Raw genomic sequence first — 16,609 nt, forward strand, 5'->3', positions numbered from 1 at the left:
CGTTGTTTGTTTCGTTCAGTTTTCAAAGAACTACTTGGTCGCTCATTTGCGACTTCCTTATGTTAACATCTTCGTTTTTCGATGTCAACTAAGTTTTTCAATTTCTTTTTTGTCGTTTTCTGCGTTTCCGCATCAGCGACGTTTATTAATTTACCATATACAAACTATTAACGTCAACACTTTTTAATAAAAAGTTCTTTTTCTTACATAACGAATACATTCCTCTGCGTTAGCAACTCTCCGAAATAAACAAAAAATGATTTTATATCTTTCTTCCATCGCCTTTTTTACAACTTCATGAATACGCTCATCTTCAAAATCAAATAAAAGTTCCTCTAACTCTCTCTTTAATATGTATTCCATCTCTTTTCTCTCTTCTTTTGTCAACATCAGCCCAAGCAAATGATCACCTCAATAATTCCTTACGTAACAATAAACGTTTCGCTCATTTTCACTTATTACAATCCTATCATTCATTATATCCACTACTTACGATATTAATCCTTTGTTCTCTTTTTTATATTTACAGCATATATGTAACTGAAAAGGATTGGACAAAGGGGCGTAATATTATGTTTTTCTTTTTTATTACGAGTAAGAGAACTTTTAAACACATTAGCTTAATAGTGATACTTTCCTTATTTACAGCATGGCTACTCTTTTTAAAAACATATTCACATGAATCTGCTTTTTCAACTGCTACAGGTCCTAAAGTAATTTACAAAGGAGATACCGCTAAAAAGCAAGTTGCATTTACGTTTGATATTAGTTGGGGAGACAAAAAAGCAATTCCAATCCTTGATACTCTTAAAGAAAGACAAATTAAGAATGCAACCTTCTTCCTTTCTGCTGCATGGGCCGAAAGACACCCCGATATTGTAGAGCGCATCATGAAAGATGGACACGAAATTGGTAGTATGGGTTACAATTACACATCCTATACTTCTCTAGAGACGAACGAAATAAGACGAGACCTTTTACGAGCACAAGATGTTTTTACAAAACTTGGGGTAAAACAAGTCAAGCTGTTACGTCCACCTAGTGGCGAATTTAACAAGGTAACCCTTAAAATTGCAGAATCACTCGGATACACCGTCGTGCATTGGAGTAATAATTCCAACGATTGGAAAAACCCAGGTGTAAATCACATCGTTTCCACCGTCTCTAATAATTTGAAAGGTGGAGATATTGTCTTATTACACGCATCCGATTCTGCCCTTCAAACAAATAGAGCTTTACCGCTGCTCCTGCAAAAATTAAAAAGTGATGGATATGAGCAAATATCCGTATCACAACTTATTTCCAACACAAGTACGAAAAGTGAAGATGTGAAATAGCTTCGTCCCTACTACTCTTCACGTATAAAAAGCTCTACTACCTTTCAAAAAGGTGGTAGAGCTTTTTTAATCACACCATTTCCAGTAATATAACTGCTGATATATAAAACCTCTCTCTATTAAGCAGATTTACTCGTTTTTCCGATTAAACGATGTAATACAAGTAATTGATATGCATTACATAACAATAGCGGTATAACCATTAAATATAACCAATCTGTATCATTAATCCGAAGCGCCGGTACCCATTCAAGAATCGTTACAACAACCATAAAGAACAGAGCTGGCACAAATGCTTTTTTATTTGTTTCTTTACTTTTTACATAAGCAACAATTGCTCCAAACACAAATAAAATTCCAGCAACAAGTATGTTATTCCCCAATGAGATTTCTCCATTTGCAATAAGTACAGATCTTAAATACACAAAATCAAATAATACGAATGCAATAAAAAAGAGCTGGACTGCATTCCATAAAGACGATGAGCGAAACATCCCTAGTCCAAAACGATGGATTGTTAAATATGCAAAGAATCCCATTTGACTTATAACGCTAAAAATAAATCCTACACCCATCAACCAGAAAGATACCGCTAAAATCTCCTTAACGTCGAAATTTTGAAAAAATTCATTGTACCTGTCCCACTCCAAAACAAAACCAATAATAACTGTGCTAATCCCACCAAGAAACAACGTCGTTAAAAATAGTCGTACCCACTTGCGGCTATTCACAACACATCCCCCATTATCCTTATATTTCTAATTAAATTGTATCAATGACAATTTCAAAAAGCTAGCCATGTTCATGTATAAATTCCTTAAAGATATTTATATTAAAAAGAGAGAACTGTGCTGAAAGGAGTTCCAACTTATGAAACGGATACTATTCATTTTCGTTTCTTCTTTTCTACTTATCGCACTTGTAGCATGCGCACAAGGAAAAGAAACGAAATCCGAACTAGATTACGATCAAACAAAGAAAATGATTGTTGATATTTTAAAAACAGATCAAGGTAAGAAAGCTATTCAAGATGTATTAACTGATGAAAAAATGAAACAAGCACTCATACTAGATGAAACAGTAGTAAAGAAAACGATTGAAGATGCCATGGTATCCGATAAAGGGCAACAATTCTGGGAAAAGCTCTTTAAAGATCCTGAGTTCTCATCAAAGTTTGCTAAAAGTATGGGGAAAGAACAAACCCAATTAATGAAAACCTTATTAAAAGACCCTGAATACCAAGCAGGCGTTATAGAAATTATGAAAAATCCTGAAGTAGAAAAAATGATGTTACAAACAATGAAGAGTAAAGAATACCGTCAATATCTACAACAAGTACTAACAGAAACTACTGAAAGTCCACTCTTCCAAGCCAAGATGATTGATATCATTAGTAAAGGTGTACAAAAGGCTGAAAAAGGTGGATCTGATAAGAAAGAAGCAGGCGGTGACGGCGGTTCTCAAGGCGAGAAGAAGGAAGAACAGTAAAAATAATAACTATAATAACGAGTGGACAATGTATAAATTGTCCACTCGTTATTACTTTATCTTGCTATTAACAGACAAAATGGCCCTCTAGTTAAGCGAAAGGTTTACTAGTTGTTGCCAGTAACAGATGAGCCCCACTGATTAAAGTTTCGCTTTATTTTTGTGTAACAGCTGTTTTATCAATTACTGTTTCAGCTATTTTACTATAAATAATGCCGGTTGTATGTGTATCTTCATATACCGAAGGAGCAAAGTCTTCTTTATTCCAATCGGGTTGTTGCAGTGGAATACGCCCAAGAACATTTGTTTGTAGTTCGGTAGCTAACTTATCTCCCCCACCTCTTCCAAATACATATTCTTTCTCACCAGTTACCTTACTTTCAAAATATGCCATGTTCTCAACAACACCGAGAATACTATGTTCAGTGCGTAATGCCATCGCTCCAGCACGCGCTGCTACAAACGCAGCTGTTGGATGCGGCGTCGTTACAATAATCTCTTTGCAAGATGGCAACATTGAGTGCACATCTAACGCAATATCACCTGTGCCTGGTGGCAAATCTAATACTAAATAATCTAAATCGCCCCATTCTACTTCTGTGAAGAAGTGGTTTAACATTTTCCCAAGCATAGGTCCTCTCCAAATAACTGGTGCATTATCCTCTACAAAGAAGCCCATTGAGATTACCTTTACACCTAAACGTTCCACCGGAATTATCTTATCACCTCTTACGATGGGACGTTTTTCTATCCCCATCATGTCTGGCACACTAAAACCGTAAATGTCCGCATCAATAATACCAACTTTTTTTCCTAAACGAGCTAAAGCAACTGCAAGGTTAACGGAAACGGTTGATTTTCCCACGCCACCTTTTCCACTCGCTACTGCTAAGAATGTCGTTTTTGAATTTGGTGACAATAAAGATTCACTTTGCTCTGCTTCTTGTTCTGGTGCAAACTGAGCTAATTCCTCTTCTGTAAATTCTGCAAAACGAAGTCCAACTGTTGCTGCTCCAAGTTCTTTTAATAACTTTACAATTCCAGACTGCAACTGCATTTGTTCCGCTGTACCAGTTTTTACGATTGCAATTTTGACACTCACATGTTCCTTCTCAGGCTTGACTGTTACCTCTTTAATTGCACTTGTTTCTTTTAATGTTTTATGTAAAAACGGATCTACAATCCCTTCTAACGCTTCAACCACTTGTTCTTTCGTTACCATAATTAGCCCAGCCCCCTGTATGAAAAATAACGTAATGTTAATTGAATTTATCTCTGCTTATTCTTGAAATAAATGCGTTTACATTTCCAGTATAACATATTTTCCGAAAACTTCGTTAACGAGAGAAACTCAAAAAAATCCTCCTTATTCTGGAGGATTTCCTTTTTCCGTGAAATAGCGTAATATACCCCGGTATATTGCAGCCGCTACCTTTTGCTGATATTTCTCCGAATTTAACATATACCTTTCGTTCACATTCGATAAAAAGCCGGCTTCAATTAAAGCACCTGGTGTTTTAGAATACTTTAATAAATACACATGCGAAATTGTCTTAGCAGAACGATTCGTGTTCTCTAAACTTGTTCTCAATTCAGCCTGTATAAATTTTGCAGCACGTTCATTTTCAATTGAAGAGCGGTAATAGAACGTTTGTGCGCCCTTCGATCCACTACTAGTTAAAGCATTTAAATGAATACTTGCAAAAAAGTCTACATCAGGTTTATTGATGATTTCTACACGTTTTTTTAAATCCTCTGCTTTACGTCTACTATATGACTTTGTATCTTTGTTAGCTAAATCATAATCTCCCTCACGCGTTAAAATAACTAGTGCACCTTGTTCTTGTAAATAGTCTTGTACCTTTTTTGTAATTTCAAGCGTAATATCCTTTTCTATAATATCCTTTCCTCCAACAGCCCCTCCATCTGGTCCACCATGACCAGCATCTAATACAATTACTTTCCCTGATAAGGGTAAATTCCAAGCTCGCCACGATTTTGTAATTTGAAATTCTTGTTTGACTAAAAAAAACAATACAACCGCAGCGAGTGCAAAAGAGATAATTCGAATTCTCTTCATACCTTTCCTCCTCCAGCTAGTCCCTCTAATTACTTATATGGGACAAGAGGAAAGTTTATGCTTGTCTTAATGAAGCTTTAATCGATATCTTCTTTCACCTTTTTCATACCCTTCTTGCCACCACAATCCTATAAACTGCTGACAAGATTCAAAAAGTAATTCCTCATCTTTCAACTTTATTTCTCGCATAGTCATACTCGTTAAAAATTGAAATAGCGTTTCAGTTAATTGTTGTTCTTCTTCTAAAGCTCTATATTTCACATCAAAAAACGATTCACCATAATAACCAAATTTACTATATCTCGCTCCTAATAAATAAGATTCTATCCCTAATTCAATACAGTAATCTTCATACTGACGATGAAGCTCTTGCATTTGAAAGGCATCACGAATATTTGAACGTAATGTTTTTAATGATAATTCCCGCAACATCTTCCGCTCGTATTTTAACTGCTTTTCTTTTTGTTTTTCTTGTAAGCTGACAATGACATTCATAGTACTTATAAACCTCCCTAATACGTATTAGTCTAAACTTCTAAAGAAGAAGCATACGCGCGGCGGTAGCACTAAAATATTCCAAGCTATAAAAATTACAAAAGAGGAATGAAACATAAAAAAACCCCAACCAAAATGGTTGGGGTTTGTAGTTCGCAAAAATTAACGTTTTGAGAACTGAGGTGCACGACGTGCGCCTTTAAGACCGTATTTTTTACGCTCTTTCATACGTGCGTCACGAGTTAATAGACCTGCACGTTTTAGTGTTAGACGGTATTCTGGATCAGCTTTTAATAAAGCGCGAGAAATACCGTGACGAATAGCACCAGCTTGACCAGTGTATCCACCACCATTTACGTTTACAAGTACATCGTAGTTACCTAAAGTTTCTGTTGCAACTAGAGGTTGTTTCACTACTTCACGTAATGCAGCAAATGGGATATAGTTTTCAAAATCACGACCGTTAATGATAACGCGTCCTTCGCCTGGAACTAGGCGTACGCGCGCTACTGAACTCTTACGACGTCCAGTGCCATAGTATTGAACCTGTGCCAAAGTAAGCCCTCCTTTAATTAATTATCCGCGAAGTTCGTAAACTTCTGGTTTTTGTGCTTGGTGTGGATGCTCTGCTCCAGCATACACGTTAAGTTTCTTAGAAACTTGACGGCCTAAGCGTCCTTTTGGAAGCATGCCTTTAATTGCAAGCTCTAACATTTGTACAGGGTAGTTTGTACGCATTTCAAGAGCTGTTCTTTGCTTAAGTCCACCTGGGTGGTTAGTGTGACGGTAGTAAATTTTATCGTTTAATTTATTACCTGTTAAATGAATTTTCTCAGCGTTAATAATAATTACATGATCACCCGTGTCAACGTGTGGTGTAAATGTAGGTTTGTTTTTACCACGTAAAATGGATGCTACTTCAGTAGATAGGCGACCTAAAGTTTGACCTTCAGCATCAACCACATACCATTTACGCTCAACTTCGTTAGCTTTTGCCATAAAAGTCGTACGCATGTGTTTCCCTCCTCGTTATCTTTTCCATAGAAAAAATCTATTGTTTATCTTAAACACGATTTCCTTCCGGGGCTAATCGTGGTTTTAGAAACAATACCATATGTTATGATATACTTTTGAGTTTCTAATGTCAAGCAAATGTTACACCAGGATTAGTTGTTATAGTTTACCTCCCATAGGTAAAGCCCATGACCTGGAGCCATCTTTCCAGCAAACTGACGATTTTGTTTCGCTAAAATCTCTGGAATGCTATCAGGATCAAGCTTTCCTTGCCCTACGTTAAGTAACGTACCAACAATAATTCTGACCATATTATATAAAAATCCATTACCTACAAAACGAAAAATTAATTCATCGTCTTGCTCAATTAACTCGATTTCATAAATTGTTCGCACTTTATCTTTTTTGTCAGTTTTTGCCGAACAAAAAGAAGTGAAATCATGCGTTCCAATAAAATACGGAATTGCTTTTCTTATTTTTTTGATTTCGAGCGGATATGGATATTGATATACGTAATTTCTACGGAATACATCCGCAGTCTTTGATAATAATACACGATAACGATATTCTTTTCTCTCGACACCGTAACGTGCATGAAATTCTTCTGTTTTTTTCTCTACTTGCCTAATAACAATATCATCTGGCAACATTGTATTTAAAGCGTTACTCCATTGCCACTCTTCAAGAGACAAAGGAGTATCAAAGTGTATGACTTGTCCTTTTGCATGAACCGTAGAATCTGTTCTACCAGATGCCTGAACACGAACAAGTTCTCCCTTATGCAATTTCTGTAATGCTTTTTCTATCTCCTGTTGAACAGTACGATGCTTCGGCTGAATTTGATAACCACAAAAATGCATGCCATCATATGCAACCGTACATTTTATTCTATCCATTTCTCTATTCTCCATTACGATCGCACCCATGCCAAAATACAAGCTAAACAAAATAAGCTTACAATCGTTACTGTATCGCTTGTTTTCCAGCGTAGTTGCCTAAATTTAGTACGTCCTTCACCACTTTGATATCCACGAGCTTCCATCGCAATAGCTAAGTCCTCTGCACGCTTAAAAGCACTGATAAACAGAGGAACAAGCAGTGAGATAATAGCTTTCATTCTATCTTTTATCGGTCCCCCAGCGAAATCAATACCACGTGATGCTTGTGCTTTCATTATTTTACTAGTTTCATCCATTAATGTCGGAATAAAACGAAGAGAAATTGACATCATTAATGCGATTTCATGAACAGGAACCTTTATACGCTTCAACGGCTTTAATAACGTCTCCAAACCATCTGTAATTTCAATAGGTGTCGTCGTTAACGTTAATAATGTCGTCATTAAAATAATAACGAAGAATCGTACAGAAATGTATATCCCTTGCTCTAATCCTTTTTCATGTATCGAAAACCAACCAAGCTGGAGTAGTACATCCCCCTCTTTATTTGTAAAAATATGCAGGAAAAATGTAAAAAGAAAAATCCATAAAATTGGTTTTAAGCCCGAAAGTACATAACGAATCGGCACTTTTGCAAAAAATAAAGCAATGAGTGCATATAAAAATAAAAATCCATATGAAATCGCATTATTTGCTAAGAAAACAACAAATACATATAAAAAGACAATCAGCAGCTTCGTACGTGGATCAAGTTGATGAATAAGTGAATTCCCCGGGATATATCTCCCAATAATCAACTGCTGCATGATTCATGACCACCTTTTCGTAACACCTGCACAACTTCATGAGTAAGATCCTCTAAAGATAAGGTAGCCTTTGGAATTGAAATACCAAACTTCTCTTCAATTGCACGTTTATACTTTAATGACATAGGAAGATCCACACCAATTTTCTCTAGTTCATCAGCATGTGAAAATACTTCCTCTGCACTTCCTTGCAAAAAGACCGTTCCTTTATGCATAACTACAATCTGCTCCGCATACTGAGCGGCATCCTCCATATTATGCGTTACAAGGATAACTGTAAGCCCCTTCTCCTTATGCAACTTATAAAACATCTGCATAAGTTCGTTCTGCCCTTTTGGATCTAGACCTGCTGTAGGTTCATCTAATACAAGCACTTCAGGTTCCATCGCCAATACACCCGCTATCGCAACACGCCTCATTTGCCCGCCACTTAACTCAAACGGTGAACGTGTTAACAGTTCTGGCTCTAACCCTACAAGTTCAATTGCCTCTCTTGCCTTTTGCTTCGCTTCTTCTACAGATACCCCAAAATTAGTAGGGCCGAAACAAATATCTTTCTCCACAGTCTCTTCAAACAACTGATGTTCTGGGAATTGAAAGACAACCCCTACTTTTTTACGTAGTGGCTTTAGCTTTTTTTCTTTCTTTCCTGCCGAAATCAAATGTTCACCAATTTGAACTGTACCATTTGTCGGCTGCAATAAACCATTTAAATGTTGAATCATCGTCGACTTACCTGAACCAGTATGACCGATAATGGCATAATAGCCCCCACTTGGAAACGACACGTCTACATCATAAAGCGCGCGTCTTTCAAATGGAGTTTTATATTGATAACGATGTTCTACTTTTTGGAATGTAATCTCCAAAGTTCGTTCACCAAGCTTTCCATTGTAAGATGCGTATTTTGCAAAATAATTTCATTTCTTTTTAATAATTCTGCTATTTTCACCGAAAACGGTACATCTAAGCCAATTTCTTGGAGCATATGAGAGGACTTGAAAATTTTCTCTGGAGTCCCTTCCTCTAATATTTCTCCCTTATTTAAAATAATGACACGATCTGACTGTGCCGCTTCTTCTAAATCGTGCGTAATTGATAACACAGTAATACCTTTTTGATTAACAAGTTGTCTAACCGTTTCTACTACTTCACGTCTTCCTTGAGGATCTAACATTGACGTTGCTTCATCTAATATTAAAATAGATGGCTGAAGTGCTAAAACGCCTGCTATTGCCACTCGCTGCTTTTGCCCACCAGATAAGGAATGAGGCTCATCATTAAGAAAATCTTCCATACGGACAAGTCGTAAGGCCTGTTCTAATCTTTCAATCATTTGTTCTCTGGGCATTCCGATATTCTCTAAGCCAAATACAACATCATCTTGCACTGTTGTTCCAACAAATTGATTATCTGGATTTTGAAATACCATTCCAATTTGTTTTCGAACATCCCATACCGTTTCCTCTGATAAAACCATTGAATCATTTACTGTAATAGTCCCTGCTTCCGGCAAAAACAAACCATTCAATAATTTTGCAAGTGTAGACTTTCCTGAACCGTTTTGTCCAATAATAGATACCCATTCTCCCTCATATAAGGAAAATGAAACATCTTTTAATGCATACGTGGCTGCCCCAGGATATTGAAATGATATATTTCCTATCCGAAGTTTCTCTTTTTTCAATAGAAGGCACCCTTTCCTTCGCCAAGCTCGCCTATTTTTATATTTAAAAAAAAGGGCCATGACCAGTTTCTTGAAAAGAACTGTCCTGCCCTTTTAATTATCATTATACTAACTCGATAATTACCATTGGTGCTGCGTCTCCGCGACGTGGACCAATTTTTGCAATACGAGTGTATCCGCCTTGGCGCTCAGCATAGCGTGGAGCTACATCAGCGAATAATTTTTGAAGTGCATCTTGACCAGTCTCAGCGTTAGCTACTTCATTGCGAATGAAAGCTGCTGCTTGACGACGAGCATGAAGATCTCCGCGTTTACCTAAAGTGATCATTTTTTCCACTACAGAACGAAGTTCTTTTGCACGAGTTTCTGTCGTTTGGATGCGCTCGTTGATAATTAAATCAGTAGCTAAGTCACGTAACATAGCTTTACGTTGCGCACTTGTACGGCCTAATTTTCTGTATGCCATTCGTAGTTCCCTCCTTTGTTCATGGGTTTAAATCCTCAGTCGTCTTTACGTAAACCTAAACCTAATTCCTCAAGTTTATGTTTAACTTCTTCTAAGGATTTACGTCCTAAGTTACGAACTTTCATCATATCTTCTTCTGTTTTGTTCGCAAGCTCTTGTACAGTATTAATTCCTGCACGTTTTAGGCAATTATAAGAACGAACAGAAAGGTCTAGTTCTTCGATAGTCATCTCAAGAACTTTCTCTTTTTGATCTTCTTCCTTCTCGACCATAATCTCAGCATTTTGTGCTTCATCAGTTAAACCAACAAAGATATTTAAATGCTCAGTTAAGATTTTGGCACCTAAAGAGATAGCTTCTTTTGGCCCGATGCTTCCATCCGTCCATACATCAAGCGTAAGCTTATCATAATTAGCCACTTGTCCGACACGTGTCTTTTCCACTTGGTAAGTCACACGTGATACTGGAGTATAAATAGAATCAATAGGAATTACTCCTATTGGTTGATCTTCGCTTTTATTTGCATCAGCTGGCGTATACCCACGGCCACGCTTTGCAGTTAAACGCACGCGGAAATGCGCATCTTTTGCTAACGTTGCAATGTGTAAATCTGGATTTAAGATTTCTACATCACTATCGTGAGTAATATCAGCAGCTGTGACAATACCTTCGCCCTGCACATCAATTTCCAACGTCTTCTCTTCTTCAGAGTAGATTTTAAGAGCTAACTTTTTCAAGTTTAAGATGATCGTCGTAACGTCTTCTACTACGCCCTCAACTGTTGAAAATTCATGTAATACGCCATCGATTTGGATAGCAGTAACAGCGGCACCAGGGAGTGAGGATAAAAGAATACGACGTAAGGAGTTACCCAAAGTAGTACCATATCCACGCTCAAGCGGTTCAATTACGAATTTACCATATTTAGCATCTTCGTTAAGTTCAACCGTTTCGATTTTCGGCTTTTCGATTTCAATCATTAACTAAACCCTCCTTCAAAACGTCGAAACCCCGGTTAAACAAAGGTATAACCCCTGTCTAACCGAAAGTCCCCCTTAGGCAGTTCCCGATTGTGCACAACAAGCGATGTTTCTGTACGAAATTTCTCGATAATGCATCATATCCATTATAGACAAAAGGGAAAATTCTATACAGAAAAATTACACACGACGACGTTTTGGCGGACGACATCCATTATGAGGAACTGGAGTAACATCTCTAATTGCTGTTACTTCTAGACCTGCAGCTTGAAGAGCACGAATTGCAGCTTCACGACCAGCACCAGGACCTTTAACAGTAACCTCTAAAGTTTTTAAACCGTGCTCCATTGCAACTTTAGCAGCAGCTTCAGCAGCCATTTGCGCAGCGAATGGAGTAGATTTACGAGATCCACGGAAACCAAGTGCACCAGCACTAGACCAAGAAAGCGCGTTACCGTGAGTATCTGTAAGTGTTACGATTGTGTTGTTGAAAGTAGAACGAATATGAGCTATACCAGCTTCGATATTCTTTTTCACACGTTTTTTACGAGTGTTTGTTTTACGTGCCATTGTTAGTTCAACCTCCTTTACTTATTATTTCTTTTTATTTGCTACTGTACGACGTGGACCTTTACGTGTACGAGCATTGTTTTTAGAATTTTGACCACGAACTGGTAAACCACGACGGTGACGAAGACCACGGTAAGAACCGATCTCCATTAGACGTTTAATGTTAAGAGATACTTCACGACGAAGGTCTCCCTCAACTTTAATACGATCGATAACATCACGGATACGTCCTAATTCGTCTTCCGTTAAATCACGAACTCGTGTTTCTGAAGAAATACCAGCTTCAGTAAGAATTTTTTCAGCAGTTGTGCGACCAATGCCGAATACGTAAGTTAAAGAAATAACAACGCGTTTGTCTCGAGGAATATCTACACCTGCGATACGTGCCATTCTGAATGCACCTCCTTCTGATTAACCTTGTTTTTGTTTATGTTTAGGGTTTTCACAAATAACCATTACTTTTCCACGTCTACGAATAACTTTACATTTTTCGCAGATTGGTTTAACTGACGGTCTTACTTTCATGTCTCGAACCTCCTTAAAGATTACGGAGTGCTATATTATTTAAAACGGTACGTAATACGACCACGATTTAAATCGTACGGAGATAATTCTACCGTAACTTTGTCTCCTGGTAAAATACGAATGAAGTTCATACGGATTTTACCAGAAACGTGAGCCAATACGACATGCCCATTCTCTAATTCTACTTTGAACATAGCATTTGGCAACGTTTCAAGAACGGTACCTTCGACTTCAATTACATCATCTTTAGCCATTCAATAGTTCTCCCTTCTTCAAATCAGTAACATTTTACACTGCTCTGAAATCCCGGAGAGCCAGCTACTTATAAAGTGGTAAGGATTTCGTATCCTGCTTCTGTAAGAGCAATCGTGTGCTCAAAATGGGCACACCATTTACCATCTACCGTTACCACTGTCCAGTCATCAGATAGTGTTTTTACATATCGTCTTCCTTGATTCACCATCGGCTCAACACAGATGACCATTCCCGGCTTTAATCTAGGGCCTCTATTTGGTGGACCATAGTGCGGGATTTGAGGGTCCTCATGTAAGTCTTGCCCGATTCCGTGACCAACATACTCCCTAACGATCGAGAATCCATTCTCTTCAGCATGGGTTTGAACCGCATGTGAGATATTTGATAATCTCTCGCCTGGTTTTACTTGTTCTAGACCAAGATACAACGATTTTTCTGTGACATCAAGTAGCTTTTGAACAGATTCAGAAATGTTTCCAACTGGATACGTCCATGCAGAATCTCCATGGTACCCATTGTATTTCGCACCAATATCGATACTGATGATATCGCCCTCTTTGAGCTTGCGCTTTCCTGGAATTCCGTGTACAAGCTCTTCATTTACAGAAGCACATATGCTCCCCGGAAATCCGTTGTATCCTTTAAAAGATGGCGTAGCACCATATTTTTGAATCGTCTTTTCCGCTATTTGATCGAGCTCTTTCGTTGTAATTCCTGGAGTAATGTGCTGTTTCAACTCTTGATGAGTTAAAGCAACGATTCTGCCAGCTTCTCGCATGATTTCTATCTCGCGAGGAGTTTTGCAGATGATCATTACGCTAAGCCTCCGATGAGAACATCGATATCAGCAAATACTTTATTGATATCTTGCTCACCATTAATGCTTTTTAAGTAACCAAGCTCGTCGTAGAAATCAAGCAAAGGTTTTGTTTGCTTAATATTCACATCTAAACGATTTGCTACAGTTTCTTCATTGTCATCAGAGCGTTGGTATAATTCGCCACCACATTTATCGCACACATCAGCTGTTGCTGGTGGATTGAATTCTAAGTGGTAAGTCGCACCGCACTCTTTACAAATGCGACGGCCTGTAAGGCGTTTTAATAACAACCCTGAATCCACATTAATGTTTAAAACATAGTCGATTTTTTTGCCAAGATCTTTCATAATCTCTTCAAGAGCTGATGCTTGTGCAACAGTTCGTGGGAAACCGTCTAGTAAGAAACCTCTTACGCAGTCTTCTTGACTTAAACGTTCACGAACAATTCCGATTGTAACTTCATCTGGAACAAGTGCACCTTTATCAATAAAAGATTTTGCTTGTAGACCCATTTCAGTTTCAGCCTTCATAGCTGCACGGAACATATCTCCTGTTGAAATGTGAGGGATGTTATACTTGGCTACAATCTGTTCGGCTTGTGTACCTTTACCAGCACCAGGAAGCCCCATTAAAATTAAGTTCATCCTTGTTCCCCCTCAGTACATGAGCATGTAGGGAAGATGGTTCTTCCCACTTACTCACTGCTTGATAAACCCTTTGTAATGGCGTTTTACCAGTTGGCTTTCTAGCTGCTTCATTGTTTCTAAAGCAACGCCGACAACGATTAACATACTCGTTCCACCAATCTGTGCAGATGGAGGAAGATTTCCCAATTTCGTAAAGATAACTGGTAAGATTGCAATCGCTGCTAGGAAAATTGATCCTACAAAGGTCAAACGATACAAGATTTTTGTTAGATATTGTTCTGTATTCTTACCCGGACGAATACCTGGAACATATCCACCTTGCTTGTTTAGATTCTCTGACATTTGCTCTGGATTAACCTGAACAAACGCATAGAAATATGTGAAGGCTACAATGAGCGCAACATATATGATCATTCCCACTGGGTGAGAATAGTTAAAGTTTGCAATAATCCACTGCGATACATCATGTTTCGGGAAGAACTGTGCAATAGTTGGAGGCGTAATTAAGAATGAAACAGCAAAAATGACTGGAATAACACCCGCACTATTTACCTTAAGCGGTAAATGTGTGTTTTGTGCTCCAGCATGATTCCCATTCCCTCCTGTTACACGCTTCGCGTATTGAATTGGGATCTTTCTAACAGCTTGTTGAATGAAAATAACACCAACAATAACTGCTAGCACAGCTAGTAAAATCAATGCAACTTTAACGATACTCATGAACAATTGATCTCCGATATTTTGAAACTGTTGTTGATACACTTGAGATATAACACTTGGGATCGCTGCAGCAATACCGCCAAAGATAAGGATGGAAATACCATTACCCACACCTTTAGCTGTAATCTGTTCGCCTAACCACATTAAAAATGCAGTACCAGCAGTCAGTACCGTAGCAATGTATAAATAAGTGCTCCAACCAGGATTCAAAATTAATTGCCCACCTACCATACCGTTAAAACCGATTGACATACCAAACCCCTGAATAAACGCAAGAACAATTGTAAAGTAACGCGTGAATTGCGTTAGTTTACGACGGCCCATTTCACCTTGCTTCGACCATTCCGAAAATTTAGGAACAACATCCATCTGCAATAATTGCACGATGATGGATGCTGTAATATACGGCATGATTCCCATCGCAAAGATGGAGAAGTTTTTCAAGGCGCCACCGCCAAATGTATTTAGAATACCTAAAGCATTTAATTGGTCTTGTGCTTTCAGTACGTCTCCATTTGTAAATGGCACTGGGATAAACGTGCCAATCCTGAATACGATTAACATCGCTAAAGTGAATAATATTTTACGTCTTATCTCAGCAACGCGCATAAAGTTGGAGATTGTACGAAACATTAGATCACCTCAACTGATCCGCCAGCTGCTTCAATTGCTTCTTTAGCACTTGAAGAGAACTTGTGCGCTTTAACAGTTAGTTTTTTCTCTACTGCTCCGCTTGCAAGAATTTTAACACCGTCGTTTAACTTGCTGATAACGCCAGTTTCCAGCAATAATTCAGGTGTTACTTCTGTACCATCTTCAAAACGATTTAACGTTGATAAGTTTACAATAGTAAACTCTTTACGGTTAATGTTTGTGAAGCCGCGTTTTGGTAAACGACGGAATAATGGAGTTTGACCACCTTCGAAGCCAAGACGAACACCGCCACCAGAACGTGCGTTTTGTCCTTTATGACCTTTACCAGCAGTTTTACCGTTACCAGAACCGATACCACGACCGACACGGTTACGTACTTTACGAGAACCTTCTGCAGGTTTTAATTCATGAAGTTTCATTCCCAGGCACCTCCTTATATTAATGAGTTATCCTTAAGCTTCTTTTACAGTTAAAAGGTGAGAAACTTTGTTGATCATACCAAGAATAGCAGGAGTTTCTTCCTTAACTACAGTTGAATTCAACTTTTTAAGACCTAAAGCTTCTACCGTCGCACGTTGATCTTGTGGACGACCAATTACACTACGAGTGAGGGTAATTTCTAACTTTTTCGCCATTTGTTTTCCCTCCTTAACCTAGTAGCTCTTCTACAGATTTACCGCGTAATTTTGCAACATCTTCAGCGCGCTTAAGTTCGCTTAATCCGTTCACAGTAGCGCGAATCATGTTGATTGGTGTGTTAGAACCAAGAGATTTCGAAAGAATATCTTGTACACCAGCTAATTCAAGTACCGCACGAACAGGTCCACCAGCAATAACACCAGTACCTTCAGCAGCAGGTTTTAAGAATACTTCACCAGCTCCAAAGTGACCGTTGATTGTGTGTGGAATTGTTGTACCAACTAATGGTACAGCGATTAAGTTTTTCTTAGCGTCTTCGATAGCTTTGCGGATTGCGTCTGGTACCTCTTGTGCTTTACCAGTACCGAATCCAACATGACCGTTTTTATCGCCAACTACAACTAGTGCAGCAAAGCGGAAACGACGACCACCCTTAACAACTTTCGCGACACGATTTATCGTAACTACACGTTCTTCAAGTTCTAATTTACTTGGGTCAATGCGATGCATCAATTTTCCCTCCTTTG

Annotated in this window: 25 protein-coding genes; 2 read left to right on the forward strand and 23 right to left on the reverse strand. The window is 38.3% G+C overall.

The window, feature by feature from the left end; genetic code table 11:
- Nucleotides 1-183: 183 nt before the first annotated feature.
- A complete protein-coding gene (locus ACS2FK_RS27750; protein ID WP_000901145.1) occupies nucleotides 184-402 on the reverse strand; it encodes a hypothetical protein in 219 nt (72 codons plus the stop codon).
- Nucleotides 403-572: 170 nt separating this feature from the next.
- Between ACS2FK_RS27750 and pdaB the strand changes: the two genes are divergently transcribed.
- A complete protein-coding gene (gene pdaB, locus ACS2FK_RS27755) occupies nucleotides 573-1,337 on the forward strand; it encodes a polysaccharide deacetylase family sporulation protein PdaB (RefSeq protein ID WP_000464718.1) in 765 nt (254 codons plus the stop codon).
- 119 nt (nucleotides 1,338-1,456) lie between these two features.
- On the opposite strand, the gene kbaA is transcribed toward pdaB, so the two are convergent.
- A complete protein-coding gene (gene kbaA, locus ACS2FK_RS27760) occupies nucleotides 1,457-2,068 on the reverse strand; it encodes a KinB signaling pathway activation protein KbaA (protein WP_001088531.1) in 612 nt (203 codons plus the stop codon).
- A gap of 139 nt (nucleotides 2,069-2,207) precedes the next feature.
- Between kbaA and gerD the strand changes: the two genes are divergently transcribed.
- Complete coding sequence (gene gerD, locus ACS2FK_RS27765; RefSeq protein ID WP_000821602.1) at nucleotides 2,208-2,825, forward strand: spore germination lipoprotein GerD; 618 nt, start codon at nucleotides 2,208-2,210, stop codon at nucleotides 2,823-2,825.
- 154 nt (nucleotides 2,826-2,979) lie between these two features.
- Here the strand turns inward: gerD and ACS2FK_RS27770 are convergent, their stop codons facing one another.
- The 21 genes from ACS2FK_RS27770 to rpsE form a co-directional block, all read right to left on the reverse strand.
- Nucleotides 2,980-4,047, reverse strand: coding sequence for an Mrp/NBP35 family ATP-binding protein (locus tag ACS2FK_RS27770; RefSeq protein WP_000256623.1), 1,068 nt, complete (start codon nucleotides 4,045-4,047; stop codon nucleotides 2,980-2,982).
- Between the two features lie 144 nt (nucleotides 4,048-4,191).
- Nucleotides 4,192-4,905 carry an N-acetylmuramoyl-L-alanine amidase CwlD gene (gene cwlD, locus ACS2FK_RS27775; RefSeq protein WP_000822439.1) on the reverse strand — a complete coding sequence of 238 codons (714 nt, stop codon included), beginning with the start codon at nucleotides 4,903-4,905 and terminating at the stop codon, nucleotides 4,192-4,194.
- A gap of 66 nt (nucleotides 4,906-4,971) precedes the next feature.
- The gene (locus tag ACS2FK_RS27780; protein ID WP_001101005.1) at nucleotides 4,972-5,400 is read right to left on the reverse strand and encodes a DUF2521 family protein; all 429 of its coding nucleotides are present in this window, start codon (nucleotides 5,398-5,400) and stop codon (nucleotides 4,972-4,974) included.
- Nucleotides 5,401-5,562: 162 nt separating this feature from the next.
- The gene (rpsI, locus tag ACS2FK_RS27785) at nucleotides 5,563-5,955 is read right to left on the reverse strand and encodes a 30S ribosomal protein S9 (RefSeq protein WP_000079986.1); all 393 of its coding nucleotides are present in this window, start codon (nucleotides 5,953-5,955) and stop codon (nucleotides 5,563-5,565) included.
- A 21-nt stretch (nucleotides 5,956-5,976) separates the two neighbouring features.
- Nucleotides 5,977-6,414, reverse strand: coding sequence for a 50S ribosomal protein L13 (gene rplM / locus ACS2FK_RS27790; protein ID WP_001260795.1), 438 nt, complete (start codon nucleotides 6,412-6,414; stop codon nucleotides 5,977-5,979).
- A gap of 152 nt (nucleotides 6,415-6,566) precedes the next feature.
- Complete coding sequence (gene truA, locus ACS2FK_RS27795; protein WP_015055073.1) at nucleotides 6,567-7,310, reverse strand: tRNA pseudouridine(38-40) synthase TruA; 744 nt, start codon at nucleotides 7,308-7,310, stop codon at nucleotides 6,567-6,569.
- A gap of 14 nt (nucleotides 7,311-7,324) precedes the next feature.
- On the reverse strand, nucleotides 7,325-8,119 hold the full coding sequence (locus tag ACS2FK_RS27800) for an energy-coupling factor transporter transmembrane component T family protein (protein WP_001186530.1): 795 nt from the start codon (nucleotides 8,117-8,119) through the stop codon (nucleotides 7,325-7,327).
- On the reverse strand, nucleotides 8,107-8,988 hold the full coding sequence (locus tag ACS2FK_RS27805) for an energy-coupling factor ABC transporter ATP-binding protein (RefSeq protein ID WP_000406539.1): 882 nt from the start codon (nucleotides 8,986-8,988) through the stop codon (nucleotides 8,107-8,109). The genes ACS2FK_RS27800 and ACS2FK_RS27805 overlap by 13 nt, the downstream gene beginning before the upstream one ends.
- A complete protein-coding gene (locus ACS2FK_RS27810) occupies nucleotides 8,964-9,806 on the reverse strand; it encodes an energy-coupling factor ABC transporter ATP-binding protein (RefSeq protein ID WP_000711762.1) in 843 nt (280 codons plus the stop codon). Before ACS2FK_RS27810 ends, ACS2FK_RS27805 begins: the two co-directional genes overlap by 25 nt.
- A gap of 103 nt (nucleotides 9,807-9,909) precedes the next feature.
- The gene (gene rplQ / locus ACS2FK_RS27815) at nucleotides 9,910-10,272 is read right to left on the reverse strand and encodes a 50S ribosomal protein L17 (RefSeq protein WP_000331490.1); all 363 of its coding nucleotides are present in this window, start codon (nucleotides 10,270-10,272) and stop codon (nucleotides 9,910-9,912) included.
- Between the two features lie 35 nt (nucleotides 10,273-10,307).
- Complete coding sequence (locus ACS2FK_RS27820) at nucleotides 10,308-11,252, reverse strand: DNA-directed RNA polymerase subunit alpha (RefSeq protein ID WP_000569643.1); 945 nt, start codon at nucleotides 11,250-11,252, stop codon at nucleotides 10,308-10,310.
- 180 nt (nucleotides 11,253-11,432) lie between these two features.
- Nucleotides 11,433-11,822 carry a 30S ribosomal protein S11 gene (gene rpsK / locus ACS2FK_RS27825; protein WP_000101797.1) on the reverse strand — a complete coding sequence of 130 codons (390 nt, stop codon included), beginning with the start codon at nucleotides 11,820-11,822 and terminating at the stop codon, nucleotides 11,433-11,435.
- Nucleotides 11,823-11,846: 24 nt separating this feature from the next.
- A complete protein-coding gene (rpsM, locus tag ACS2FK_RS27830; protein ID WP_000090792.1) occupies nucleotides 11,847-12,212 on the reverse strand; it encodes a 30S ribosomal protein S13 in 366 nt (121 codons plus the stop codon).
- A 21-nt stretch (nucleotides 12,213-12,233) separates the two neighbouring features.
- The gene (gene rpmJ / locus ACS2FK_RS27835) at nucleotides 12,234-12,347 is read right to left on the reverse strand and encodes a 50S ribosomal protein L36 (RefSeq protein ID WP_000868344.1); all 114 of its coding nucleotides are present in this window, start codon (nucleotides 12,345-12,347) and stop codon (nucleotides 12,234-12,236) included.
- 35 nt (nucleotides 12,348-12,382) lie between these two features.
- Nucleotides 12,383-12,601 (reverse strand): translation initiation factor IF-1, encoded by a 219-nt coding sequence (infA, locus tag ACS2FK_RS27840; RefSeq protein ID WP_001029884.1) that lies wholly within the window; start codon nucleotides 12,599-12,601, stop codon nucleotides 12,383-12,385.
- Between the two features lie 68 nt (nucleotides 12,602-12,669).
- Nucleotides 12,670-13,416, reverse strand: coding sequence for a type I methionyl aminopeptidase (gene map, locus ACS2FK_RS27845; RefSeq protein WP_000582539.1), 747 nt, complete (start codon nucleotides 13,414-13,416; stop codon nucleotides 12,670-12,672).
- Nucleotides 13,416-14,066 carry an adenylate kinase gene (locus tag ACS2FK_RS27850; protein ID WP_001048997.1) on the reverse strand — a complete coding sequence of 217 codons (651 nt, stop codon included), beginning with the start codon at nucleotides 14,064-14,066 and terminating at the stop codon, nucleotides 13,416-13,418. Before ACS2FK_RS27850 ends, map begins: the two co-directional genes overlap by 1 nt.
- 54 nt (nucleotides 14,067-14,120) lie before the next feature.
- Nucleotides 14,121-15,422: a preprotein translocase subunit SecY gene (secY, locus tag ACS2FK_RS27855; protein ID WP_000490118.1), complete on the reverse strand. Its 1,302-nt coding sequence runs from the start codon at nucleotides 15,420-15,422 to the stop codon at nucleotides 14,121-14,123.
- On the reverse strand, nucleotides 15,422-15,862 hold the full coding sequence (rplO, locus tag ACS2FK_RS27860; RefSeq protein WP_000766083.1) for a 50S ribosomal protein L15: 441 nt from the start codon (nucleotides 15,860-15,862) through the stop codon (nucleotides 15,422-15,424). Before rplO ends, secY begins: the two co-directional genes overlap by 1 nt.
- Before the next feature lie 33 nt (nucleotides 15,863-15,895).
- Nucleotides 15,896-16,078, reverse strand: coding sequence for a 50S ribosomal protein L30 (gene rpmD, locus ACS2FK_RS27865; RefSeq protein WP_001085233.1), 183 nt, complete (start codon nucleotides 16,076-16,078; stop codon nucleotides 15,896-15,898).
- 13 nt (nucleotides 16,079-16,091) lie between these two features.
- Complete coding sequence (gene rpsE, locus ACS2FK_RS27870) at nucleotides 16,092-16,592, reverse strand: 30S ribosomal protein S5 (RefSeq protein ID WP_000554646.1); 501 nt, start codon at nucleotides 16,590-16,592, stop codon at nucleotides 16,092-16,094.
- Nucleotides 16,593-16,609: the final 17 nt, after the last annotated feature.

The organism is Bacillus cereus group sp. BceL220, assembly GCF_051776965.1.
GTDB classification, from domain to species: domain Bacteria; phylum Bacillota; class Bacilli; order Bacillales; family Bacillaceae_G; genus Bacillus_A; species Bacillus_A cereus.

What these genes read in the sequence shown, in the direction of transcription:
- ACS2FK_RS27800 (WP_001186530.1), bottom strand. Translation starts at nt 8,119, where the DNA reads ATGCAGCAGTTGATTATTGGGAGATATATCCCGGGGAATTCACTTATT.
- ACS2FK_RS27820 (WP_000569643.1), bottom strand. Translation starts at nt 11,252, where the DNA reads ATGATTGAAATCGAAAAGCCGAAAATCGAAACGGTTGAACTTAACGAA.
- rpmD (WP_001085233.1), bottom strand. Translation starts at nt 16,078, where the DNA reads ATGGCGAAAAAGTTAGAAATTACCCTCACTCGTAGTGTAATTGGTCGT.
- gerD (WP_000821602.1), top strand. Translation starts at nt 2,208, where the DNA reads ATGAAACGGATACTATTCATTTTCGTTTCTTCTTTTCTACTTATCGCA.
- rpmJ (WP_000868344.1), bottom strand. Translation starts at nt 12,347, where the DNA reads ATGAAAGTAAGACCGTCAGTTAAACCAATCTGCGAAAAATGTAAAGTT.
- rplQ (WP_000331490.1), bottom strand. Translation starts at nt 10,272, where the DNA reads ATGGCATACAGAAAATTAGGCCGTACAAGTGCGCAACGTAAAGCTATG.
- rpsK (WP_000101797.1), bottom strand. Translation starts at nt 11,822, where the DNA reads ATGGCACGTAAAACAAACACTCGTAAAAAACGTGTGAAAAAGAATATC.
- rpsM (WP_000090792.1), bottom strand. Translation starts at nt 12,212, where the DNA reads ATGGCACGTATCGCAGGTGTAGATATTCCTCGAGACAAACGCGTTGTT.
- pdaB (WP_000464718.1), top strand. Translation starts at nt 573, where the DNA reads ATGTTTTTCTTTTTTATTACGAGTAAGAGAACTTTTAAACACATTAGC.
- infA (WP_001029884.1), bottom strand. Translation starts at nt 12,601, where the DNA reads ATGGCTAAAGATGATGTAATTGAAGTCGAAGGTACCGTTCTTGAAACG.
- map (WP_000582539.1), bottom strand. Translation starts at nt 13,416, where the DNA reads ATGATCATCTGCAAAACTCCTCGCGAGATAGAAATCATGCGAGAAGCT.
- ACS2FK_RS27850 (WP_001048997.1), bottom strand. Translation starts at nt 14,066, where the DNA reads ATGAACTTAATTTTAATGGGGCTTCCTGGTGCTGGTAAAGGTACACAA.
- rpsE (WP_000554646.1), bottom strand. Translation starts at nt 16,592, where the DNA reads ATGCATCGCATTGACCCAAGTAAATTAGAACTTGAAGAACGTGTAGTT.
- truA (WP_015055073.1), bottom strand. Translation starts at nt 7,310, where the DNA reads ATGGATAGAATAAAATGTACGGTTGCATATGATGGCATGCATTTTTGT.
- ACS2FK_RS27770 (WP_000256623.1), bottom strand. Translation starts at nt 4,047, where the DNA reads ATGGTAACGAAAGAACAAGTGGTTGAAGCGTTAGAAGGGATTGTAGAT.
- secY (WP_000490118.1), bottom strand. Translation starts at nt 15,422, where the DNA reads ATGTTTCGTACAATCTCCAACTTTATGCGCGTTGCTGAGATAAGACGT.
- cwlD (WP_000822439.1), bottom strand. Translation starts at nt 4,905, where the DNA reads ATGAAGAGAATTCGAATTATCTCTTTTGCACTCGCTGCGGTTGTATTG.
- rplO (WP_000766083.1), bottom strand. Translation starts at nt 15,862, where the DNA reads ATGAAACTTCATGAATTAAAACCTGCAGAAGGTTCTCGTAAAGTACGT.
- ACS2FK_RS27780 (WP_001101005.1), bottom strand. Translation starts at nt 5,400, where the DNA reads ATGAATGTCATTGTCAGCTTACAAGAAAAACAAAAAGAAAAGCAGTTA.
- rplM (WP_001260795.1), bottom strand. Translation starts at nt 6,414, where the DNA reads ATGCGTACGACTTTTATGGCAAAAGCTAACGAAGTTGAGCGTAAATGG.